This is a genomic window from uncultured Clostridium sp., from assembly GCF_963515715.1.
In the GTDB taxonomy this organism is placed as follows: Bacteria; Bacillota; Clostridia; order Clostridiales; family Clostridiaceae; genus Clostridium_AW.
Map to the genome: position 1 here is coordinate 151,544 of NZ_CAUPZS010000003.1, position 17,363 is coordinate 168,906.

Genomic DNA, 17,363 nt, shown 5'->3' on the forward strand with positions numbered 1-17,363 from the left:
TTTCAATATATAGCCAACTATTTTCACATAAATTATTACATAGTTTGATAATTATTTTATAGAAAAAATCCATAATACACAAGTGGAATCTTATGTAACCATGGTAATATACTAAAAAAAGCCATTGTATTTCGCATTCTTTCTTCAGTTTCCTTATTTTTATTTTATAAATATATTTTATTCATAAATATTTATAAATCTATGAAATAACTCCTTCATCCCTTCATTATTTAAGTACATTTTTTCAGGATGCCATTGAACCCCAATTATAGTTCTTCCATCAATATTTTCAATAGCTTCAACTACTCCATCATTAGAGAAAGCACTTATAGTAAAACTCGGTGCTAAATCTTTAATAGATTGATGATGAAAACTATTTACCTTATCTTCCCCTCCTAATATAGAGTAAAGCTTAGTATTATCTCTAATTTTTATTTTATGAACAGCTACATCGTAAGCTGATTTTTGAGAGTGTTGCAAATAAAACTCCTCAACCTCTGGTATATGTTGGTATAATGTACCGCCACAGGCAACATTTATAGCTTGCATTCCCCTACATATACCAAAGATAGGTTTGTTCAATTCCTCACAGGCTTTTATAACCATAAAATCATAGTCATCTCTTTCTGGAACAATGGTTCCGCAATTTATTATAGATTCCTCACCATAATAAAATGGGTTAATATCAACTCCTCCGGTTATTATGACTTTATCTACTAATTTCACCTGTTCTTTTACCTTATAATACTCCTCTGTGAATGGAAGTATTATAGGTACCCCTCCACACTCTTCTACCACATCTAAATAATCCTTGTTTGCAAATATTCTATGGTAACTTGGAAATCCTTCCTCCTTATGAATTTGTAAATTCCCAACAACTCCAATAATTTTTGCCCCCATGATTGAATCCCCCTTATATACTTTTTAATGTTTTCACTTCATAAATTTTATAGTCTTTAAGCTGATCTTTATATTTTTCTAAGGTTTTAAAATCTACTTCTCCTTCATATATTATGCCTAATGCATCTCCGCTATGAGCCCCAATTATTCCATAGCCTTTAATTTCATCCTTTATTTTTAATACACTATCTAAAATATCATATTTTAATCTTTCATTATTTCTCTTTATGCTCTCTGTTGAACAATATGCTATTTTTTTTATATCTTTATATTTTACTCCTTCTTCAAATACTTCTATTAAATCCTCTATATTGCTCAATGGCGGCAGTGGTTTACTGTTAAATTGTACTGTATCCACTACTTTATTTCCTTCAAAAACTAAAATATTAAATTCTATGTACTCACCTATTCCCTTTTTATATAGACCTTTTTTGTAGTCAAAAATAGTCATTTCATTAAAGATTATGCTATCTGTAGGTTCAATGTTTATACAATGTTTTTCTATCTCCTTAGGGTTATACTCCTTATTAAAAAGTTTCAAAAGTCCATGATACACTCCACATAAATCCGCTGTACTACTAGCAAATCCTTTACCTGTAGGAATATTAGATTTAATTTCTATATCTAAAATGTCGATGTATTTTTCTTCTCCCCACTCCCTTAATAAACTCTCCATAAATGTACAAGATTTAGAATAATTATATTTTAATTTTGGATCTTTGCTCTTAAAAATTCTTACTTCTGTATACATATTAATAGGACAGGAGCACAAAATATCTTTATCACTAATTTTACCTTGAAGAATTTCACCAAAACTTGCAGGATAACGTACTACAACATCCATCATATATACTCCTCAAAATTTATTATTTTAACTTTTATTTTAACAATGGATTTACCCTCTGTAAATAGGATTTTAGCTATATTGACAGCTATATAAATAAGTGTTAAACTCAAATTTAGAAGAAAATTCAATAAAGTTTAATTAAGAATTAACTTATAGGTACCCTTAAGGGTTTAATAGGGAAAGAAGTTAAATCTTCTGCGGTCCCGCCACTGTGATGATGAGTCATTAGCATTATCCACTCAATATTTTGGGGAAGGAGCTAAATAGACGATGAATCTAAGCCAGGAAATCTGCCTATATGTCTAAACGCTTAGCTTACGTGGATAAGCTAATGGTTTAAACTTTTAAGCCGTTATCTTATGATAAGGGTTTTTTGTTTTCTAAAAATTTAAGGAGGAAGTAAAATGACTAAACTTAAAAAAATTATTATAGGAATTTTATCACTAATTATTATAGTTTCACTAACAGCCTGTGGAAAAAATGCAAAAAATGAAAGTGAAAACATTACTAAACAGCCAGTAACTACAACATATCCTTTAAAAATAAAAGATTCCTATGAAAGAGAAGTTACTATAGACAAAGAACCAGAGAGAATAATATCTTTAGGACCAAATATTACTGAAGCTGTTTACGCTTTAGGTAAAGGAGATAAATTAGTTGGAAGAACAGATTTTTGTGACTATCCAGCAGAGGTAAAGTCTGTTGAATCCATCGGCAGCTTACAAAAACCTAGCATTGAAAAAATAGTTGATTTAAAGCCTGACGTTGTAATAGCCTCTACTCATTTTCCAAAGGAGGTACTAAAAAAATTAGAAGATTTAGGTGTTAAAGTTGTTGGACTATATGGAGAAGATAGTTTTGATGGAGCTTATAATACTTTAGAAAAAATGGGTCAAGTATTGAATGCTAATGATAAGGCAAAAGAAGTTGTAGATAACATGAAAGAAAAAGTAGAATATGTTACATCAAAAGTTAAGGGAAAAGAAACACCTTCAATATATTATGTAATAAGTTACGGCCAATCTGGAGATTTTACTGCTACTAAAGAGACCTTCGTACGAAATGCGATAGTTATGGCAGGAGGTAAAAACATAGCAGATGATGCAGAAGGTTGGAGATATTCAGTTGAAAAAGTATTGGATAAAAATCCTGATATGGTTATAGTATCAAAATATTTTGATACTAAAGAGGGAATTAAAGTTGCAAACGGATATAAGGATTTAGAAGCGATTAAAAAAGGTAATTTATTTGAGATTGATAATAATATGTTAGATAGACAAGGACCACGACTAGCTGACGGCTTAGAAGCTTTAGCTAAAATAATTCACCCTGAGGCTTTTAAATAATGATTAATTATATTTAATAATATTTAGGATTAAGAAAAGGAGAATTTTCATGTCTTATATTAACAAAAGAAAACACTATAAATTTTTATTAATTATATTAGTAGTTATATTGCTAGTTATTACAGTAATATCCAGTACCTTAGGAGTGGCAAATATAAATTTTTATCAAAGCATGAAAATTCTTTCTTCAAAGATACCTCTCCTCGGAAAATATATAAACTTAGAAGGTATATCTTCCACTCATAAATTAATTATTTTAAACTTAAGATTACCAAGAATTATATTAGCTGCATTAATAGGAGTTGGTTTATCATTAGTTGGATGTGTTTTTCAAGCCATTTTTAAAAATCCCATGGCGGATCCATATGTATTAGGAATCTCCTCCGGCTCTGCCCTTGGAGCTTCCATTGCAATTGTACTAGGTTTAAACGTTGCATTTTTAGGCCTAAGTGGAGTTACTATACTTGCTTTTACTGGAGCTATACTTACCACATTATTAGTGTATAGCATAGCGAGAACTGGTACTAAACTTCCAACTAACACACTGCTCTTAGCTGGAGTTTCCGTGAGCTTTCTATTATCTTCAATAATCTCTCTTATCATGATTTTTAATAGAGAACAGGTTGAGCAGATAATATTTTGGACAATGGGGAGTTTAAATTCAGCAAATTGGAAAGCTGTTATTTCCCTATTACCTTTTATTTTTATTGGGGGATTTCTAATATTTGTATTTTCAAAGGATTTAAATGTAATGCTAACAGGAGATGACACAGCCTCTTCTCTAGGTGTAGAGGTAGATAAGGTAAAGAAACTATTACTTGTAATTTCATCAGTAATCATAGCTGCTTGTGTATCTGTGAGTGGAATAATTGGATTTGTAGGATTAATAATTCCTCATATGATAAGAATTATAGTTGGTCCTGACCATAGAATATTACTTCCTTTTACGGCCTTAGGTGGAGGAATATTTATGATAATTTCAGATACCTTAGCAAGAACTTTGGCCCAACCTGCAGAAATTCCTGTAGGTGCAATAACTTCAATTTTTGGTGCTCCCTATTTTATATATCTTTTAATAAAGAATAAAAAGAAGGTGATGTAATGGCTGGAGATAGCTCACATTCAGTTGATATAAATAATTTAAATTATTCCTATGATGACAAGCAAATACTGAATGATATAAATATAAAATTTGAAAAAAATAAATTTTACAGCATTATAGGGCCTAATGGTTCTGGGAAAACCACTCTTCTAAAAAATATAGGTAGAGCATTACCTGTAAATCAAAGCTGTATTTACATCGACGGTAAGGAAATAAATGATTATAAAACCAAAAATTTAGCTAAAAAGCTATCCTCAGTACCTCAAAATACCAATATAGACTTTGATTTCTCTGTTTTAGATATTGTCCTTATGGGCAGGGCTCCTTATTTAAAGAGATTTGAAAATGAAGGGGAAAAGGATTTATCTATAGTTAAAGAGGCCATGGAGATGACGAATACCTGGCACCTTAAAGATAAATTCATAAATCAACTGAGCGGTGGAGAACGCCAAAGAGTGATTATAGCTAGAGCCTTATCTCAAAAAAGCGATATAATACTATTAGATGAGCCTATTTCTAATCTAGATATTCAACACCAAATCGACATCCTAGATACGGTTAAATATTTAAATAGAGAGGTTACTATTATAGCTGTACTCCACGATTTAAATTTGGCTGCACAGTATAGTGATTATTTAATTTTATTGAAAGAAGGTAATATATCCTCTCATGGAACACCAGAAGAGGTATTAACGGAGAATAATATACAGAATGCATATAATATAAAAACTTGTATAATAAAAAATCCTGTTACAGGGAAACCACATATCATTCCTATAAGTAAAAATTACATGAGAGAAGAACTATTGATAAATGTTCTTTAAATAAAAATACAACCTTGGTAGGATTAATTGCTCCAAGGTTGTATTTTTTCTCTAACATCTCTTAACACTTTAATCTTAGCTTCATCATAAGATCTAAAGGTCTCTAAAGCCTCTTCCAGGTTATAATATACCTTCCAATACCCAAAGGTTATAAAATCTTTTTCTGGATAATCCATAAAGGCTTCTACGTCTTCTAAAGGTATGCCCAAAAATATTCCCATTTCATGAGGGCAAAAGTCCTCATATCTTCTCTTCATCAATTCTAAGCATTCTTCCAAGGACATCTCTTTATCATATCCAAATTTATTTAGAAAAAGGATGTTTCTATAATTAAATATGTGTTCTTCTAATCTATCTTTTCTATAGAAAATAACCGTATACACATCTCCTGTATCTTTAATAGTAAATGCATCAATTTTATAGGTCTCTAAAAATTCTTCATTATGTTTTTTCCACGCATCATATAAATTTTTATTATTTCGAGAAAAAGTTAATATACAAGAGGGTTTATTTCCATTGATAACAGGCGCTATATTATATGCTGTCATATAAAACATATAGTCTTTTTCTTCTAATTCATTTATCATTTTTAATGTTGATATAATTTCAAGTTGACTCATAGTAACCACCCTTTCCTTATTGATAACGAATATCAATATCAATTATACTATATAAATTCAACTTTTAAAATATCTTTTATTATATTATTTGCATTAAAAATATTATTGATACACTTATTTTAACTTTTTTAATATGTCTTAGAAAATAAAACGGTTAAGAATCTTCTAAGACCCTTAACCTTTTTTGTTATAAAATATTTATTCCCTTTTCTTCACAAAATCTAATCATATCTTCAGGCCATATGGATGATTGAACTTCTCCAATATGTGCCTTCTGTAAAAAGAACATACACATTCTTGACTGCCCTATTCCTCCACCAATTGTATAAGGTAACTTCTTTTCCAATAATAATTTATGGAATTCTAAGCTCTTTCTTTCTTCACAATTAGCTAACTTTAATTGTCTTAATAATGCCTCTTCATCTACTCTTATTCCCATGGAAGATAGCTCTAAAGCTCTTCCTAACACTGGATTCCAGAAAAGTATATCCCCATTTAATTCCCAATCATCATAGTCTGGAGCTCTGCCATCATGTTTCTCACCAGAGGTTAAAGTTTTTCCAATTTGCATTAGAAATACTGCCCCTTTTTCTTTAGTTATAGCATCTTCTCTTTCCTTTGGAGTTAGTCCTGGAAATAAATCCTCAATCTCTTGAGAAGTTATAAAAGTTATTTCTTCTGGAAGATTTTCTTGTAAAAAAGGATAACTTTCAGTTACTTTTTTTTCAGTTTCTTTAAAAGCTTCATATATTTTTCTTACTGCATCTTTTAAATACTCTATATTTCTATCCTCTTTTGTTAATACCTTTTCCCAATCCCATTGGTCTACATATATGGAATGTATATTATCTAAATCTTCATCTCTTCTTATTGCATTCATATCTGTATAAAGTCCTTCATCTGCATCAAATCCATATCTATACAGAGCCATTCTTTTCCACTTAGCTAAGGAGTGTACAATCTCAGCTGAAGCTTCATTATCATCTTTTATAGTAAAAGATACAGGTCTTTCCACACCACTTAGGTTATCATTTAATCCTTTATCACACCTAACAAATAAAGGTGCTGATACTCTTATTAAATTTAATTTATGAGCCAATGCTCTTTCAAAAGTATCTTTAACACATTTTAGCGCTATTGCAGTCTCTTTTAAACTTAAATCAGTTTTATAATCCTCTGGAATTATAAGTCTCTCATCATATTTACCCATAGTCTTTTGCTACCTCCTATATTCTATATAATGTTTTGATAGTGCACTATTTTTAAAAACAAAAAACCCTTCATCCCACAAAGGGACGAAAGGTATATCTTCCGCGGTACCACCCTGATTAGCTTTACAAAAAGCTCTTCTCACACTAAAGAGTATCTATCAATACTCTCCCTCATTAACGGTTGGGTTCCGTCTAAGCCTACTCTCCTTAAAGATTTGGGTTAGAGACTCAGAGATGTTCTTCAGTATAATTTTCGTATAGGGCTTTCACCATCCCCCATTCGCTATGACTACCTTTTATACTTACTCTTCTCTTCACAGTCTTTATTTGGGACAAGTTAATTAATTAAATTCGATTATATACGTTATAATCTATATTGTCAATAGCTTTCCCAAACTTTACTTATTTATTTGTCCAATTTAATAATGTTTCATATTTTTTCTCTATATCTTCATAACCTATTTTATATAAGCTTTCTAACTTTGATTTATTTCTTTCTATTCTTCCTACTTTTAATCCTGTTTCTGGTCTTATTATAAAGACTTTTCCCTCTTTTTCTAAGTTTTCTATATAATCTAGAGTTTCATTGTAATGCTTATATCTGTTTAATATAGCTTCGGTTAAATTATCATAACCTGAATAAACCCTTTTTAATAATCTCTTATGTTTAAAAGGTTCCTTTCTATATCCTCTAGGTCTAGTAAGTATTATTATATTTTTTTTGAATCCATCTTCCATAGCCTTCTTCACAGGAATAGAATCTGCAATTCCACCATCTAACAGTAATCTATCTTTATACTTTACTATAGGCGATATAAAAGGAAGGCTAGCTGAAGCCTTTACTACGGTTAAAATATCTTCATTATCATCCTTATGGAAATATATTGGTTTTCCTGTGTTACAATCTGTAGCTACAACTACAAAATTTTCTTCAGCCTTAAAAAAAGTAGGAAAATCAAATGGATTTAACTTATTGGGTATTTCATTATACATAAAATCTAGTCCAAATATACTTTTACACTTTAAAAAGTTTCTATATCCTATATATCTAGGATCCTTTATATATCCAATAGTCACATCTTTGTTTCTTCCTATTTGCCTTGATATGTAAGATGTAGCATTACAAGCCCCCATAGACACACCTATAACATATGGAAAATACAGATTCTTTTCCATAAAAAAATCTAGCACTCCTGCTGTGTATAATCCTCTCATTCCTCCGCCTTCTAGTACTAATCCTATTTTTCCCATATTACTCTCTCCTCTTTATCCTTATCTCTACTTTTTACTCTCCCCTCTTGAAAATTACAATATTATTATACCCCCATTTTTTTATAAATTTAAATATTTCTTTTATAAATTTACATGTCTTTAATAATTTATTCATAATTCCATATTTATCTTTTTTCAATGGTTATAAAACTACTCTAACATGCTCATAATATAAATATAACCATAAATTATAGAAGTATATGAATTAAATTAAAAATTATCTATATATTTACAATATGGATATGAATTATAAAAGGGAGTTGATAACAATGAAAAAATTTCAGCGAAACATAATTATTGCAATATCACTTTTTACATTAGTTGTAGTAATAGGTTTTTCATATTCAGAAGTACGAAAAAGAAAAAGTATGATAAATGACTCTACTGATTTATCAATGGAAGTTAATAAAACTACTACGGCATCAAACCTTTCCCCTATAGTTATATATAATAGCCATGCAGATGAAGAATATGCTTTCGGAAAAAAAGTTACTGATATTGGAGCAATTATTAATGATAATCTTATAAAAGAAGGCTTAAATAGTAGCTTTATAGAATTAAAAGCCGCAGAATCCTATACAAAGTCATACTCTAATTCTCGTGAGTCCATAAAAAACAATGTTGAAAATTACGATAAGTCTATATTATTAGATATACATAGGGATATCACCGACTCTCCAAAAACAGCTGAAAATGATATTACCATTGTTCTTTCTAAAAATAACCCCTATTATGAAACCAATAGAAAATTTGCTGATTTAATTGTAGAGGAAATAAATAGAACAGAAGAAGTAAAGGCAAATATATATTTATACAATAATGGAGTTAATTATTTTAATCAGGACCTATCTAAAACCGCCCTTGTTATTGACATTGGTTATAACACTTCAACTGTTGAAGAGGTGGATGCTTGTATTAATGCACTTGTTTCAGCCTTCAAAAACCTTAATATTAAATCTTCTTAAATGAAATAAAGTAAGGAGATATTTACAACTTAAAGTCTCCTTACCCACCTTTTGAACTTTCTAGTTCTCATGCTACTTTAATTATTTAACTTTAACTATTACACTTCATATAAAGAATCTTTGACTTTAATTCAGCTACAGCTTTTTCAACTTAACCCTATGCCTTATTTGCAATAGGCTGTTTGTTGTCAGCTTCTGGTTTATCATAAACTTTTCCTCCCAAGCTTCTCTGGATTTTTGCAAGCATACCTGTCTTACGTAATGCTATGAGAAAAGCAAATGCAATTGTGCCACCAATAAGTGTTGCGCTGATGAATGAGGGGACATAGAATATCCATGTAAGCCATGTTCTACCCCAGATAAATGTCATTATAGGATAGGAAAGGATAGCTCCAATGATACCAGTCCCTATAACCTCACCTACAACAGCACAGATTAATTTACCCTTAGAGACTCTGTAGAAAATTCCCGATAAAGTGGCGCCGAAAACTGCTCCCGTCAGAGCCAAAGGTGGAATTCCCATAAAAAACATTCTTATAACACCAATCAATGTAGCACAAAGCAGGGAATACCATGGTCCAAGAAGAACAGAACATACAATGTTAATAAAGTGAGCCATAGGACACATTCCTTCAATTCGAAGAATTGGTGAAATTACAACTCCCATTGCAACCATCATTGCTAGCATAAGTTTTTTTAATAACTTAGATCTTTTTTCCATAACAAACTACCTCTCTAATAATATTTATCCGATGACTACCATCCGTAATACTCCCATCGCACTCTGTGAAAGCGATTTAGAGTTCTTATGCTGTGCATAACGGATGCTACGTCCCTGGATAAGTTCTTCTAAGCTTCAGTTGGAGTAAGTATTCCTTTTAAGCAAACTCCATCTGAAGCTAAGAATCACTTGATTTTATGCATATTAATGCTTGTATGGCTTTTAGCTTACAGAATATGCAATGTGGGAAATAAATACCATTACAGAAGTATATTTTTTAACACAACAAAATAGCAATTCCCTATATAGCATAAGCCATACTAGTCGGTCGAAGCTTAAAAGCTTCCTCTCATCTTGAAACACAAGCTCCCTCGCTATTTAGTTGTCTTTTTAACATATGGGCCAGGGCGCTCCCCCTTCGCCTATGGAGAATATTAATTCCTCAAATCAGTAATAAAAAATAGGATACACCAAATAAGGTATATCCTATTTATACTCATAAAAATTCATAAACAAATAGTATAAACTAAGTGTTTACCTACGTCGGCATTATCCGAATCAGGTTATGGGTCGAAGCTTAACTTCCTCTCAGCCTGCAATACAAGCTCCCCTTTTTTTAAATTCTATCATATAGTTTTACTAAATACAACCAAACTTTTATTCTTGTCTATTCAACTGAATGTAATTTCCTCATTATAACTTCTTCCATAGACTTCAACTTATTCTCACTTTCCTCTAGAGTCTTGCCTATAGAATACATATAAATTTTTATCTTTGGTTCAGTACCTGAAGGTCTTACAGCATACCAAGAACCATCTTCCAATATGAATTTTAATACATTGGATTCAGGTATCTCACTCTTGCTTTCTTCTTCATTTTTCAAATCGTATTCTATACCTCTTTCTAAATCAATGTATTTCACTAGTTTAACATCCCCTAAAACTTTTGGGAATTCTTCTCTATAAACCTTCATCATTCTAGATATTCTTTTCTGTCCTTCTACCCCTTCTAAAACTAGAGATATTAGTTTTTCTCTGTAATAACCATGTTCTTCATAAACTTCATTTAATACATCTATTAAAGTTTCTCCTAAAGTCTTATAATATGCGGTAGCTTCACAAAGTAGCATTGAAGATATTACTCCATCTTTATCCTTTACAAAGTCTCCTGCTACATAACCTATGCTTTCTTCATATCCAAATATAAATTTATGATTACCTTCTTTTTCTAACTCATTGGCCTTTCCGCATATATTCTTAAATCCTGTTAATGCCTCAAAGGTTTCCACTCCATATTTTAGTGCTATAGCCTTTCCTAAATCTCCAGTAACAACGGATTTTACTATAAAGGCATTTTCAGGTAGTTTTCCTTTATCCTTCATCCCCTCAACTATGTACTTTATCAATATGACTCCAGTTTGATTTCCATTAAAAGCTACATACTCTCCGTTTTTATCCTTTACCATTATAGCCAATCTGTCACAGTCTGGGTCTGTTGCTATTAAAAGTTCTGCTCCTACTTTTTTTCCTAATTCTTCAGCGTATTTAAATGCCTTTACATCTTCAGGGTTTGGGTACCCTACGGTGGTGAAATCTGGATCTGGATTTTCCTGTTCAGGAACTACAAATATATTATTAAACCCTCTTTCTTTTAAAACCCTTCTTACAGGTACATTTCCTGTCCCATTTAAAGGTGTATAAACTATATTTATATCTTTATCTATTTCATCTCTTAGGCTTAAATTCTTTACTTTTTCTATGTATTCATCATCAATTTCTTTTCCTAACATCACTAAAAGCCCTTTTTCTTTTGCCTCTTCTTCACTTGCCATTTTTATTTTATTGAAATCATCTATATTATTTATTTTTTCTGTGATAGGATCTGCAATGCTAGATAATATTTGAGCTCCATCTTCCCAATAAACCTTATATCCATTATAATCCTTTGGGTTATGACTTGCTGTCACAACTATACCTGATATGGTATTTAATCTTCTTACAGTATAAGAAAGCTCTGGAGTAGGTCTTAATCCTTCGAAAAGATAAGCTTTTATTCCATTACCAGCTAATACTAATGCTGCTGTTTTAGCAAATACATCTGAATAGTGTCTACAGTCATAAGCTATAGCTACTCCCCTATCCATAGCTTCTTTTCCATTTTCCACTATAAAATCAGCAAGCCCTTGCGTTACTTTAGCTATTATGTACTTATTCATTCTATTTGTACCAGCAGCAATTTTTCCTCTTAAACCTGCTGTTCCAAACTCTAAATTTCTATAAAATCTATCTTCTATCTCCTTAGGATCATTCTTTATACTCTCTAATTCTGCTCTAGTTTCTTCATCAAAATATTTGTTATTTAACCACTCTTCATAAACTTTCATATAATGCATAATATCATTATCTCCCTTCTAGGCTACTATATAATATATTTATTGTATCAAATTTTACATAAATATATTAGTACTATTTGTAAACTTTTATATTTTATCATTTTAAAAATAAAAGCAACCATACCGTCTAAAAGGTAGGCTGCTTTTTATTTCAATAACTCCAATTTTACTTTTAACTTTGTAGTACATAAGTATAATAAAAAATGTTTATTATTTGAAACACTACTAATATTCCTATAAACATGTTAAGTCTATTAGTATACATCTTGTTTTTTACTAATATAAATAAAAAAGGTATTGCAATTATTATACTTACTACAGTTAAAATCAATCTTACACTAGATTCCGCAGGATAGCTTTTTGCTATTATAGTTATAAATGTTATAAGGCCAAATAAAATATTCAAAATTGACTGTTTATTTTTTATATTTTCTGTCTCTTTTATATTTTGTGTATCTTTTTTATTTTGTTTATTTTTCATATTTTGTTTCCTTCCTTAATACTTTGTAGTAATTTAAAATTGTTAAGCAAATCTTATTATAAATTTTACCACAATATATGCAAAATACGAAGAGCTTTTTAAGATAATAATCTATCTCTACTCCTTTTTACATTTATAATAGGGATTTTTGAAAGACAAAAATCCCTATTTTTATTATTTACTTAACTGGTTTTTCTATTACATTAGAAAGAGAGTTCATTTCTTCTAAGTCATCCCAAACAAAAGCTTTTACTGTATACTCCCCTTCTTTTGGAAGTTTAATTATTCCACTTATCTCTACACTCTTACCGTTTTCTATACTTTGTTCCGCTCCAACGTAGTTTACAAGTTTTCCATTTTCATCAAACAGACCTACTATTAAAGCTGCATTTTTAGCTTTTTCAGTATTATTTATTGCTTGTACAGTTATTTTTGCATCATTACCTGGTTTAAATTCTTTTACTTCTGTTAAATTTTTAATTTGAAACTCCTTATCCTCACTTGGTTTTTCACCATCTGGTTTTTGTGGATTTAATGCTTTAAACACAGATTCTCCGTTATATATACTTACTAGAGCTGCAAAAGCCATTCCATTTGCTTGATCTGTAAAATCATTATAACTAGCTTTTACTTCATCATAAATAAAATGGTCTCCTTTTTTATATGTCATTAACGCATCTAATGGTGTTTTTCCATTTTTACTCCATGCTGGTGACAATACATCTTCTCCTGCTGATATTAAAGCTTGTATCCCCTCTGAGGTATATTCTGAACATTTCTCATCTTGGTATTTTATACTTAAACTAAATCCCCCATCTTCAATTTGTAATTCCTTAAGTTTTTGTACACAATTATTTATTGAATTATTAACCCCTTCTATATCCCTATGATTAGATAATGCAATGGTTATTGATGATATAATTGATAAATTGGGATTTTTAATATTATCAGCTACATCTTTTAATATTTTTATAGCTCCATCTATATCATAATTTTCTTTACACATATCTAAAGCTATTATAGAATAAGCCTGAGATATAATAGATGATTTATCATCTTCAGGTAATTTAAATTGTCCCTCATCATTTTGAGACTTGACCAAAATATCTACATAATTTTCACCTTCATAATTTCTTGGATCTAATCCTGCTGATACTATAGCTATTATATTTTTAGCATGATTTGTAGTTTTATTATCATAATTTAAAAAATCAGGCTCTTTTTCTCTTAATTGTAACTTAGGCATTATTAAATCCTTGGAAAATCCAACTTTACTTAATGTTAGAGCTTGAATATAGTTATATGTATTATCCTTGTTACTGTAATAGTCTTTTAATTCATTTATAACTTTTTTAACACCAGAAGCATCTAAAAGTCTAATACTTTTAAACATAGATTCTCCCTTATACAAATCAGCTAAAGCCATAAATGCTTGATTATTTGCAAAATCATTTCCAAAGTTACCATTAACTTTATTCTTTAAAAGAGCGTCTACCATAGTACTGTTTTCTTTTGCCCATTCATCACTTAGTGGATCTATGTTATTTGCAACAAGTGCTTGTATTACAGTGGATATAGTACATGGATTATTAACTTGCCCATAAGTATCATATCCCCCTTCATTATTTTGTTTTTCCTTTAAATATTTTATAGAAGACTTTACTATGTTTTCCGCTTCCTTTATATCTTTATGAGTCGCTAATGCAGTAATTACCATAGCTGTAGTATCTATATCACTATATACTCCATTTATGCTCATATTACACAATGTCTTTATAGCTGCTTCTTTATTGTAGTCTGAATCAGCCATATCTAATGCAATAATTGCATATGCCTGTGTTGTTGGATACATTCCATCTTCTTCTTCAATTATAAATTTCCCCTTATCCTCTCCATTTTTCACCTGAGAGTTTGTAAGCTTTTCTACATAATTTACTCCATTATATTTTTTAGGGTCTTTACCACTAGCTATTATTCCCATAATATTAGCAGCAACACTAGCTGCACTGTCAGCATTTTCTCTTACTTTATATTTTCCCTGTAGATTTTTTATATCCTCTGAAATATTATTACTAGAATGATTCAATGCTAATGTTTCCCTAAATTCATAATTTTCTTTACCACTATAATAAGTTTTCAAATCTTTTAAAGTATTTTTTATATCTTCTGTCTTATCTTTGTCTGCATCATAAGAAACTTTAAATTTATTAAATACAGTTTCTTTATCCCTTAGTGCTATAAATACTCTTAACACAAAGGATGTATACATATCTTGTTCATAGGCACCAAACATACTTGAATATATATATCCCTTACCCATTTTAAAAGATAATAATGCATCTAATAGTGTTTTATCATCTTTAGTCCATTCCTTTGATAACGGGTCTTCTCCAGCGGTAATTAATGCTTCTATAACAAATGCAGTATCTTGACTATCACCTTCTGGACATATATCTTTACCAATAGTAAAAGCTCCATTTTCTAGCTGCTCATCTTTTAAGTATGTTATAGCTGAATTTATTATATCAGCTATGCCCTCTTCATTTTTATGATTTGAAAGTGCTGTGATTACCAAGGCTGTATCTACAATATCGTTAAATTTCCCACTTTTGCACTCACTTTTTACTTTTTCTAAAACTATTTTAATATCCTCTTTATCACCAGAAGCCATATCTAAAGCTATTAAGCTATATAAATATGCCTTAGTTTGTATATATTTTTCCTTAGGATTTTTTATGTAATCCACAAGAATGTCTACATAATTTTTGCCATTATAGTTTCTTGGATTTTTTCCCATTCCAATTATCGAAATAACATCTCCAGCGGCAAATAATATAGATTCTTTATTATTTAATTTTGCTTTACTTTGGAGCACACTATCTTCTATGCCTAAAGCTTTTAGACCAACTATAGTATTAAAATCATAATTTGAAGTGTTATTATAGTACTCTTTAATATCCTCTAGCTCTTCCTTTATTATTTTATTTAAATCTGATTTTTCTTCCAATTTGAATTTGAAATTTTGGTACATAGATTGTCCTTTATAAATATCTGCAATAGCTGCAAAAGCTAAATTTGTTGCTGTAGGGTCTGAAAATCCTCCTCCCATACCTTCAATAAATTCAAATCCATTGTCAGATACTTTACAAGCTAATAGTGCATCTAATAAGTTTCTTCCACCTTTAGTCCATTTATCTTCTAGTGGGTTCTCTCCTACTGTAATCAAAGCTTGTATAACAGGTGCTGTAGAGTAAGGACTATTTCCCATTCCATAATAATCAAAGCCTCCACCTTCTAATTGCTGATCTTTTAAATCATTAAGACAAGCTTCTATTAATTCATTAACTCCATTTACATCTTTATGTTTTGACAGTGCTATTAAAGCCTTTATAGTACTATCTATATCTTCATACTTTCCATCCTTAGCTAAACCAATTAGTGATGCTGAAGCTTTGTCTACATCATATTTAGCCGAAGCCATATCCAATGCAATAATAGCTTCTGACTGTGCAGTAACTGATTCTTCGTCACTATCTCCTAGAATAAATTTTCCGCTTTCACTTTGAGCTTTTATAAGCTTTTCTACATAATTTACTCCTTCATAGCTATAAGGATTTTTGCCAATTGCTATTATTCCCATTATGTTATCTGCTATAGCAGCTACATTATTTGATTCTTCTAATTTAAAATTCTTCTTTTCTCCAGAATTTATATGATTAAATGAAAGTATATTTAAATAATTATCTTGTTGATTATTCTCATAATATTTTCTTATATCTTTTATTATATTTTCAAGTTTAGTTTCAGATTCTGAGGTCTCACCTACTATAGAAAAACATTGTCTTACTATAGCTGGATATTCTTCACCCTTTAAATCCTTATCATTTTTATAAATATAAACTTTATGTTCTCCTTCAGTTACTTTGAAAGATACTTCCCCATTCTCATCTGTCTTGTATTCCCCTACACCTTCGACTTTTACATTGACTTCTTTTGCAGGTCTTGGATCAATTCCCATCATAACATTTTCTTCAGTGATTTTTAATTTGTATGAATTTCCTGTGTTTTCCATATGGATTTTAGGTATACATGAAATTCCTCCAACCCATTTTGCCATATGCCAAACCATTTCTTTGTAATAATTGCCTTTAATATCTTTAATTAGTTGCTCACTTATTACATTACCTTGTAATATATCGCCATTGTTATCAACAAGATAATACATCCATCCTATATTTCCTGTTCTCTCTTCTCCCAAAATTTTAGTTACATTATTAGAATCTAGTCCTTCTATATTGTTTTCCCCTACCGCATTTGAAAGTAAATCTTTTACATACACCTCATCTTTTATACTTACTTCTTTATCAAATAAATTATCTCTTATTCCTTCTACTCTTATACTTATATTGGAGTTAGTTTCATTTTCCCCATTTCCCTCTGCAGATGCTTTTAATCCTAATATTGAAAAATCCAATATTGAAAAGCACATTAAAAAAGTCATTATAAAGGATATTATTTTTTTGTTTTTTTTCTTCATAAAGTTTTTCTCCTATATTAATATTTCATCTAAATTTAGGGACAGTTATAGTTGTTTCTCCCCTATGTAGTGTAGCTACCACCTCATATAATTAATTATTGGCTTCAGATAAAATTCACCTCTTCATCTGAAGCCAATAATCACT

At 30.1% G+C, this 17,363-nt stretch carries 13 protein-coding genes, 2 riboswitches and 1 other annotated feature; of the genes, 4 read left to right on the forward strand and 9 right to left on the reverse strand.

The window, feature by feature from the left end; translation table 11 throughout:
• Positions 1–177: 177 nt before the first annotated feature.
• Positions 178–900: a gamma-glutamyl-gamma-aminobutyrate hydrolase family protein gene (locus RYO54_RS04315; RefSeq protein ID WP_315116107.1), complete on the reverse strand. Its 723-nt coding sequence runs from the start codon at positions 898–900 to the stop codon at positions 178–180.
• A gap of 13 nt (positions 901–913) precedes the next feature.
• Positions 914–1,744, reverse strand: coding sequence for a kinase (locus RYO54_RS04320; protein WP_315116108.1), 831 nt, complete (start codon positions 1,742–1,744; stop codon positions 914–916).
• Positions 1,745–1,884: 140 nt separating this feature from the next.
• A riboswitch (cobalamin riboswitch) is annotated at positions 1,885–2,060 on the forward strand.
• Positions 2,061–2,151: 91 nt separating this feature from the next.
• On the opposite strand from RYO54_RS04320, the gene RYO54_RS04325 reads away from it, so the two are divergent.
• The 3 genes from RYO54_RS04325 to RYO54_RS04335 are packed head-to-tail and all read left to right on the forward strand — an operon-like array spanning position 2,152 to position 5,019.
• Positions 2,152–3,093: an ABC transporter substrate-binding protein gene (locus RYO54_RS04325; RefSeq protein ID WP_315116109.1), complete on the forward strand. Its 942-nt coding sequence runs from the start codon at positions 2,152–2,154 to the stop codon at positions 3,091–3,093.
• Positions 3,094–3,142: 49 nt separating this feature from the next.
• Complete coding sequence (locus RYO54_RS04330; RefSeq protein ID WP_315116110.1) at positions 3,143–4,195, forward strand: iron chelate uptake ABC transporter family permease subunit; 1,053 nt, start codon at positions 3,143–3,145, stop codon at positions 4,193–4,195.
• Positions 4,195–5,019: an ABC transporter ATP-binding protein gene (locus RYO54_RS04335; RefSeq protein ID WP_315116112.1), complete on the forward strand. Its 825-nt coding sequence runs from the start codon at positions 4,195–4,197 to the stop codon at positions 5,017–5,019. The genes RYO54_RS04330 and RYO54_RS04335 overlap by 1 nt, the downstream gene beginning before the upstream one ends.
• Positions 5,020–5,042: 23 nt before the next feature.
• Here RYO54_RS04335 and RYO54_RS04340 read toward each other — a convergent pair whose 3' ends face one another.
• The 3 genes from RYO54_RS04340 to RYO54_RS04350 all read right to left on the reverse strand — a co-directional run bounded on the left by RYO54_RS04340 (position 5,043) and on the right by RYO54_RS04350 (position 8,101).
• Entirely contained in the window at positions 5,043–5,639 is a 597-nt protein-coding gene (locus RYO54_RS04340; RefSeq protein WP_315116114.1) for a DUF3793 family protein, read from the reverse strand.
• Between the two features lie 187 nt (positions 5,640–5,826).
• A complete protein-coding gene (gene asnA, locus RYO54_RS04345) occupies positions 5,827–6,849 on the reverse strand; it encodes an aspartate--ammonia ligase (RefSeq protein ID WP_315116115.1) in 1,023 nt (340 codons plus the stop codon).
• A gap of 78 nt (positions 6,850–6,927) precedes the next feature.
• Positions 6,928–7,177 (reverse strand) — a binding site (T-box leader).
• 75 nt (positions 7,178–7,252) lie between these two features.
• Positions 7,253–8,101, reverse strand: a complete 849-nt coding sequence (locus RYO54_RS04350) for a patatin family protein (RefSeq protein WP_315116117.1) — start codon at positions 8,099–8,101, stop codon at positions 7,253–7,255.
• Positions 8,102–8,391: 290 nt separating this feature from the next.
• On the opposite strand from RYO54_RS04350, the gene RYO54_RS04355 reads away from it, so the two are divergent.
• The gene (locus tag RYO54_RS04355; RefSeq protein WP_315116118.1) at positions 8,392–9,087 is read left to right on the forward strand and encodes a stage II sporulation protein P; all 696 of its coding nucleotides are present in this window, start codon (positions 8,392–8,394) and stop codon (positions 9,085–9,087) included.
• A gap of 157 nt (positions 9,088–9,244) precedes the next feature.
• Here RYO54_RS04355 and thiW read toward each other — a convergent pair whose 3' ends face one another.
• The 4 genes from thiW to RYO54_RS04375 all read right to left on the reverse strand — a co-directional run bounded on the left by thiW (position 9,245) and on the right by RYO54_RS04375 (position 17,218).
• Positions 9,245–9,808, reverse strand: a complete 564-nt coding sequence (thiW, locus tag RYO54_RS04360) for an energy coupling factor transporter S component ThiW (RefSeq protein ID WP_315116120.1) — start codon at positions 9,806–9,808, stop codon at positions 9,245–9,247.
• Between the two features lie 516 nt (positions 9,809–10,324).
• Positions 10,325–10,430, reverse strand: a riboswitch (TPP riboswitch).
• Positions 10,431–10,475: 45 nt separating this feature from the next.
• Positions 10,476–12,200 (reverse strand): phospho-sugar mutase, encoded by a 1,725-nt coding sequence (locus tag RYO54_RS04365; protein WP_315116122.1) that lies wholly within the window; start codon positions 12,198–12,200, stop codon positions 10,476–10,478.
• 172 nt (positions 12,201–12,372) lie between these two features.
• On the reverse strand, positions 12,373–12,681 hold the full coding sequence (locus RYO54_RS04370; protein WP_315116124.1) for a hypothetical protein: 309 nt from the start codon (positions 12,679–12,681) through the stop codon (positions 12,373–12,375).
• Positions 12,682–12,859: 178 nt separating this feature from the next.
• Positions 12,860–17,218: a hypothetical protein gene (locus RYO54_RS04375; RefSeq protein WP_315116126.1), complete on the reverse strand. Its 4,359-nt coding sequence runs from the start codon at positions 17,216–17,218 to the stop codon at positions 12,860–12,862.
• Positions 17,219–17,363 lie beyond the last annotated feature (145 nt).